Source organism: Psychromonas arctica (assembly GCF_038155225.1).
In the GTDB taxonomy this organism is placed as follows: domain Bacteria; phylum Pseudomonadota; class Gammaproteobacteria; order Enterobacterales; family Psychromonadaceae; genus Psychromonas; species Psychromonas arctica_B.
Genome location: NZ_JBAKBA010000252.1, coordinates 1 through 224, shown reverse-complemented (window position 1 = coordinate 224; position 224 = coordinate 1). Strand labels below are relative to the sequence as shown.

The window sequence follows — 224 nt, the reverse complement described above, 5'->3', positions numbered from 1 at the left end:
CGATTGTGCTCGGCGCTATCACCTTTGTCTGGTTTGATAATCAATTACTATCACTCACTATCTTTATATCTATTTTAGGTAATATCCTGATCGCTTCACTCTCTGGAGTATGGGTAGCTTGGATGTTAAGCAAATTAAATATTGACCCTGCTTTATCTGTCTCAGTGGTGCTAACGACTGTCACGGATATTTTTGGGTTTATTGTGTTCTTAGGATTAGGTAGC

At 38.8% G+C, this 224-nt stretch carries 1 protein-coding gene; it reads left to right on the top strand.

The window, feature by feature from the left end; genetic code table 11:
• Positions 1-224, top strand: a 224-nt coding sequence (locus V6255_RS18460) for a magnesium transporter (protein ID WP_341629430.1), incomplete at both ends; no start/stop codon positions are given.